Annotated in this window: 5 protein-coding genes and 1 pseudogene; 3 read left to right on the top strand and 3 right to left on the bottom strand. The window is 66.8% G+C overall.

Annotated elements, in window-relative coordinates; all coding sequences use genetic code 11:
* The 3 genes and pseudogenes from BJQ90_RS20875 to BJQ90_RS22995 form a co-directional block, all read left to right on the top strand.
* Nucleotides 1-481: rhodanese-like domain-containing protein (locus BJQ90_RS20875; protein WP_226762096.1), on the top strand; the 481-nt coding region annotated here is incomplete at its 5' end.
* A 207-nt stretch (nt 482-688) separates the two neighbouring features.
* The gene (locus BJQ90_RS20880; RefSeq protein WP_226762122.1) at nt 689-1888 is read left to right on the top strand and encodes an MFS transporter; all 1200 of its coding nucleotides are present in this window, start codon (nt 689-691) and stop codon (nt 1886-1888) included.
* A gap of 7 nt (nt 1889-1895) precedes the next feature.
* Nucleotides 1896-2005 (top strand): annotated as a pseudogene (locus tag BJQ90_RS22995) (multicopper oxidase domain-containing protein); the annotation flags it as partial.
* A gap of 86 nt (nt 2006-2091) precedes the next feature.
* On the opposite strand, the gene BJQ90_RS20890 reads toward BJQ90_RS22995, so the two are convergent.
* From BJQ90_RS20890 to BJQ90_RS20900, 3 genes are all read right to left on the bottom strand, one after another.
* On the bottom strand, nt 2092-4398 hold the full coding sequence (locus tag BJQ90_RS20890) for an HAD-IC family P-type ATPase (protein ID WP_226762097.1): 2307 nt from the start codon (nt 4396-4398) through the stop codon (nt 2092-2094).
* Between the two features lie 6 nt (nt 4399-4404).
* Nucleotides 4405-4839, bottom strand: a complete 435-nt coding sequence (locus BJQ90_RS20895; RefSeq protein WP_226762098.1) for a universal stress protein — start codon at nt 4837-4839, stop codon at nt 4405-4407.
* A 170-nt stretch (nt 4840-5009) separates the two neighbouring features.
* Entirely contained in the window at nt 5010-5405 is a 396-nt protein-coding gene (locus BJQ90_RS20900) for an STAS/SEC14 domain-containing protein (protein ID WP_226762099.1), read from the bottom strand.
* Nucleotides 5406-5775: the final 370 nt, after the last annotated feature.

A 5775-nucleotide genomic window follows, 5' to 3' on the forward strand; every position in this document is an offset into this window, starting at 1 on the left:
GTCCACGGCGAGCTTCGGCGCCTGGGTGGTCAACCCAGAAACCGACAAGAACCCGCTGGTGCTCCTGGCTCCGAACCGGGCCTCCGCGCAGGAGATGTGGGACCACCTGGTCCGCGTCGGCATCGACAAGATCGCCGGGTACGTCACCAGCATCGAAGGACTGCCTGCCAGCACCCCGAAGCTGATCCAGCCCGAGGAGCTCGCCGGCTTCGACGCCGCCATGGTCCTGGACGTCCGCAACCGCACCGAGCACGCTGCCGGACACATCCCCGGCTCCCACCAGCTCAGCGGCGGACGGGTGATGTGGAACCTGGACGAGCTCCCGGCTGAAGGCACCATCGTCAGCTACTGCCAGAGCGGGGTCCGGAACTCCGTCGCGGCCAGCGCGCTGCGCCGCGCCGGCTACGACGTCGTCGAACTCGACGGCAGCTACGCCGCCTGGGAAGCCCGGCAGCCGCTGGGGTCCCTCACCAGCAACTGATCCAGGCACCATCTGAAGTGATTGATTGACATGCGTTGGCGGCGGTCCGGGACACCTGGCCGCCGCCAACGTCTGTCCCAAAATAAGTGGAGTAAACAGATGACGCCCGGTAACGCCCCTTCACCGCAGGACCTCGGAGCCCGCAGGGGAAACCGACGCACGCGGGAGGCAATCTCGCTGGGCCTGCGGCAGAACCTGGCCCAGTTCATGCTCCTCGTCGCCGTTAATGCGCTGGTCGGCGGCACCCTCGGCCAGGAACGCACAGTGTTGCCGCTGCTGGCCGGGCAGGTCTTCCACCTGGACCTCTACACCTCCGCCCTGACGTACATCCTGGCGTTCGGGCTGGCCAAGGCGGCCACCAACTATTTCGCCGGTACGCTCTCGGACCGCTACGGCCGAAAGCCGGTCCTCGTGGCCGGCTGGCTCATCGCACTTCCTGTTCCACTGCTGCTGATTTTCGGACCGTCCTGGGGCTGGATCGTCGCGGCCAACGTCGTCCTTGGCATCAGCCAGGGCCTCACCTGGTCCACCACCGTGATGATGAAGATGGACCTCGTCGGCCCGTCCCGCCGCGGTCTGGCCATGGGCCTGAACGAGGCCGCCGGCTACCTCGGCGTCGCCGCCACCGCGCTGGCCACCGGCTACATCGCCGCGAACTACGGGCTCCGCCCGGGACCGTTCCTGCTCGGCGCCGCCTACATCGCCGTAGGCCTTGGCCTCTCGGTCTTCGCGGTGAAGGAAACCCACCACCATGCCAAGCTGGAAGCCGCCAACCACGTCTCCGTCCACGCCGGAACCCATGCCGGGCTGAGCAACCGGCAGGTCTTCACCCTCACCAGCTTCCGGGACAAATCCCTGTCCTCGGTCAGCCAGGCCGGCATGGTCAACAACCTCAACGACGGCCTCGCCTGGGGCCTCTTCCCCGTGCTCTTCGCCGCCGCCGGACTGACCATCGAAAAGATCGGCATCCTCGCCGCCGTCTACCCCGCAGTCTGGGGCGCAGGCCAGCTCGTCACCGGGGCCCTGTCGGACAAGTACGGCCGGAAATGGCTGATCGTCGGCGGCATGCTCGTCCAGGCAGTGGCACTGGGGATGGTCGCCCTCGGGACAGGTTTCGGGATCTGGCTGACTGCCGCGGTCCTGCTTGGCGCCGGCACGGCCATGGTCTACCCGACGCTGCTGGCCGCGATCGGCGACGTCGCCCACCCGGCCTGGCGGGCACGCTCGGTCGGGATCTACCGGCTCTGGCGTGACGGCGGATTCGCCGTCGGTGCCCTCCTCGCCGGAATCCTCGCTGATGCCTACGGGATCCCGGCAGCGGTCGCCGTCGTGGGTGTCCTCACCGCACTGTCGGGAATACTCGTGGCCGTCCGGATGCGGGCCACAGACCACAAACCCGCACGCTAGAAACCACAGCCAGGTCACGGTCAGGATCGCCGTCAAGGACTTCACGGGCGCACCGTGTACCACTGCCACACCCTGGACCATGAGGACAACGGGATGGTGGGCGTGATCGAAGTCCGCGAGGCAGTCGCGCCATGGAAGGGTCGTCCAGGCTTCACTGCCTGGACAGCCGGTGCAGCCTGGGCCGGCGGCAGTGCCTCAGGTGCTCAACCGGTGTGGAGCTTCAGCTTTCGGAAGGCCGGTACCTTCAGGAGGTCGGCGATGAATCCTCCGGCGGCGGTCGCGGCGAGGATCAGCAGCAGCAGGGCGACCGGAACCGGTGCCATCAGCAGCCCCCACAGTGCCAGCACGGACGCGGCCGCGGCGTCCAGGACGGAGGCAGCCACCAGCAGTCGGGAGGGCCGGCCCTTCCACGCCGGTAAGGCTGTGCGGACGACGTAGGTCGTGATCTGGCTGCTGAAGACCAGCGTCAGGAAAATAACCGTGCGGAGCTGGTCCAGACCCCCTCCGGGCCAGAGCTGCCCTGAAGCCCACAGCAGGACCAGGGAAGAGCCGAGCATTGGTGTGGCGACAACGAGCGCACCCGCGATAGTCCTGCCCACGTTCCAGGTGTTGGGTTTCTGCGCATATGCCGCGTTGTCGGTGGTGATCATCATGCTCACCACATCGTTCGCCAGCAGCAGCAACGCCATCAGCAGGGGCGTGAAGACCAGCTGTCCGAAGGCAAGCACACCGACCGTCAGCAGCAGCGGCACTTCGACTTTCTTGACGCTGACGTTGAGCGCATAGGTCAGGGAACGCTGGTGGATTCTCCTGCTTTCCTCGACCAGGCCCACAATGTCGGTCAGCCCCCCACGGACGAGGACGACCCCGGCTGTGGACTTGGCCACATCGGTGGCCCCTTCCATGGCGATGCCGACTTCGGCCTGGCGCAGCGCCGGGGCATCATTGACGCCGTCTCCTGTCATTCCCACGACGTGTCCCGCCTGCTGAAGTATCTGCACAATCCGGTGCTTGTCCTGGGGAAGGACCTCCGCAACAACGGAGGCCGACCCGTTGTCATCAGCCAGGGCCGCGAGTCCGTCCACCCGGACCACACCTCCCTCCAGACCCACGCCCGCGGCCACCGCCGCAGCAGTCGCGGAAGCGTCGCCGGTGACCATAATGACGCGGATCCCGAGCTCTGCCAGCCGCGTCAGTAGGCCGGCGGCTTCGGGCCGGATCCGGTCGGCCAGCGCAATAAGCCCGAGCTGGCGCCACGCTCCGTTCCCGTCGTCGATGGCGACGGCGAGCACCCGCGCGCCGCCGGAGGCGAGTGAGCTCAGCTCCGGCGGGGGCTGTTCACCGGCCATGGCCGCGATGACATGCGGGGCACCCTTGGCGACACCAATGTTCCTGCCGCCCCTGACCACGGTGGCCTCTGACCGCTTCGTCGAGGGATCAAACGGTGTGAAACCGGATCGCCCCTGGGGTGCCCCACCGTCAGCGGCGAGGATCGCCAGATCGATAGGATCCTGGGTGGAGGCGTCGGAGGCCGCCGAGGCCCACCGCAGGACTTCTTCCCGGTCCGTGGCCCCGATCGGGTAGACGGCATTCACCGCGAGCCGGTTTTCGGTCAGGGTGCCTGTCTTGTCGATGCAGAGCACGCTCATGGAGGCAGCGTCCTGCAGGGCCGTCAACCGGGTGGTCAGGATCCCGATCGTGGCGAGATGCTTGGCACCCAGTGCGCCGGCCAGCGCGAAAGCTGCCGGCATGGCCACCGGCACCGAGGCCAGCAGCAGTATCACGGCGTAGGAGACGACGTCCGTAGGGGAGGAGCCGACGGCGGCCAGGTGGATGGTTCCCACCACCGCGAGCCCCAGATCCACGGCAATGAACACCCTCACGATGCGCAGCACGACGTGTTCGAGATGCGCTGTTGGCGCTGAGCTGCCCACGAGTTCTGCCGTCTTGCCGAAATATGTGGCGGTACCGGTGGCGCTCACAGTGCCGGTGGCTTCCCCACGGGAAACGGTGGCCCCGGAGTAGACGGTGGTCTCCGGTCCCCGGGCAACCGGCATCGATTCCCCGGTGAGAGCGGATTGATCCACCATCACCGTCCCGCTGTGCAGGACGACGTCGGCCGGGACGAAGTCGCCGACCCGGATGTGGATGGCGTCGCCGGGAACCACGCGGGAGGCCGGCATCAGCGTCCATGCGCCGTCCCGCAGCACCCGCGCATTGATCTCCAGCCGGCTGCGCAACAGCTCTACCGCTGCCTCGGCCCGCTTCTCCTGGATGATTCCCAGTGCCGTGTTCAGGCCCAGGACCGTCAGGATGATGGTCGCGTCAAGCCATTTGGCGAGTGCGAACTCAAGGACGATCGTCGCTTCCAGCATCCAGGGCACGGGAGCCCAGAGTTTCCTGAGGATGCGCTCCGCGAGCCCGGTCTTCTTGAGGGGAACCGCGTTGGGGCCGATGGTTTCCAGCAGCCGGGTTGCCTGCGCGGAGGTGAGCCCCGGAGGCTCGGGCACCTGCGCTCAGCCTTGAACTGTATCCGCGCCGCTGCGGACGACCAGCACAGGGCAATGGGCATGGTGCACCGCATGGCTCGATACCGACCCCAGAAGCATTCCAGCGAAGCCGCCATGGCCGCGCGATCCGACCACCAGCAGATCCGCCCCCGCAGCAGCCTTCAGAAGCACTTCGGCGGGATGGCCCTCTGTCACTTCACCGATGACCGGAACGCCGGTTTCGGATGCCCTGCGCAGCGCATCAGCGTGCACACTCCGGGCATTGTCTCCGAATGCCTCATGGTCTTCAGCCCTGCCGGCGGCGTCACCAATGACGGGGTAGTGCCAGGCTGTCACAACGTAAACCTCCCCTGACCGCAGCCGCGCCTCTTCAAGGGCCCAGTCCAAGGCTGCCAGCGACGAGTCCGACCCGTCGACCCCGGCAACAATTCGGAAAACCATTCCTGCCGCCATTGTGCCTCCCACTCTGGAAACCGCGTTTCTTCAGTATGACCTCGTCCCGCAGGGCCAACAATCCTCCCGATACACAGGGGAATCAAGAAAATCTTCCTGCCGGAGGCGGACATGATGGCAATGCCTCGCGCCCCCTGGCACATCAGGGAGCGGAGAGGCTATGCCTGGCGCAGCCCGCGGCCCCGTGACGAGGCGAGACTAACCAGCCATTCAATTGCCTCCGCGCGCGAGGTGAAGTAGGCGTGCGGACAGAAGCCGTGCCGTCCCAGGGCGGCCGCCACAACCTTGTCGACGACGGTGGATCCCACCATGGCCACCGCGGAGACGGCCATGGCGCGTTCAAAGGCGCCCCGCGCCGCGGCACTCACGGTGACATCAGAGATTTCAACCAGGAGAGGCAGTGCCCGGCCGGCGCCCAGACCCTGCATCTTCTCAATAGACGTCATGGCGTCGTCAAGGCCGACCTGTGAACCGGGCGTCCAGTACAGGTGAAGAAACCCTGCCCCGCTGACACCGAGCCGCCCTTTGCCGCCTGCAATCAGGATTTCTTCCACGACATCCCCCTAGGCACGACACGCTACTCCTTCGAAGGCTGCAGCCGCCCCGGCACGCCGGACTGGCTGCGGCCAGCACGTTGACCAGGTGATGCGGGGGGTCCGGCCGCCCCAGCCTTGCCGCGGGCACGAGCAGGAAAAGTTCACCGGCGAGGGCTTCTTCGCGAGCTGTTCGGACGGTAGGTCGGCTCTCCCTGCACCCGGGCACAAGCGTTAAAGAACAGGGAAGCGCCGGAGGATATATCCTCCGGCGCTTCCCTGTTCCCTCAGGGGCGCCGTCAGGACAGGATTGCCTGGGCTGCGACGTAGGCGGCGATGACGAGGACGAGGATGCCGAAGCCGCGTTTGAGTGTTTTGTCCGGGATGCTGG

The organism is Arthrobacter sp. SO3 (genome assembly GCF_020532825.1).
Lineage (GTDB): Bacteria > Actinomycetota > Actinomycetes > Actinomycetales > Micrococcaceae > Arthrobacter.